This window comes from Burkholderia sp. SIMBA_051 (assembly GCF_046534915.1).
GTDB classification, from domain to species: Bacteria; Pseudomonadota; Gammaproteobacteria; order Burkholderiales; family Burkholderiaceae; genus Burkholderia; species Burkholderia ambifaria.
Genome location: NZ_JAWRXS010000802.1, coordinates 1 through 241, shown reverse-complemented (window position 1 = coordinate 241; position 241 = coordinate 1). Strand labels below are relative to the sequence as shown.

At 62.2% G+C, this 241-nt stretch carries 1 protein-coding gene; it reads right to left on the bottom strand.

Annotation, left to right across the window (positions count from 1 at the left end):
• A partial coding sequence (locus SB771_RS36670) for an aminotransferase class V-fold PLP-dependent enzyme (protein ID WP_410722243.1) occupies window positions 1-241 on the bottom strand: 241 nt, incomplete at both ends.

Here is a 241-nt window from a genome sequence, read left to right as displayed (position 1 = left end):
GGCCGTTGTCCTTGACGTCCAGGTAGGTCACCTCGAAGCCCTGGCGCTCCAGTTCACGACAGGTGTCGAGCACGGCCTTGTGCTCGGTCTTGATGGTGATGATGTGCTTGCCGCGCTCGGCATAGAAGTTGGCGGCGCCCTTGATGGCAAGGTTATCCGACTCGGTGGCGCCAGAAGTCCAGACGATTTCACGCGGATCCGCGTTCACCAGCTTGGCGACTTCCTCGCGGGCGCGTTCGAC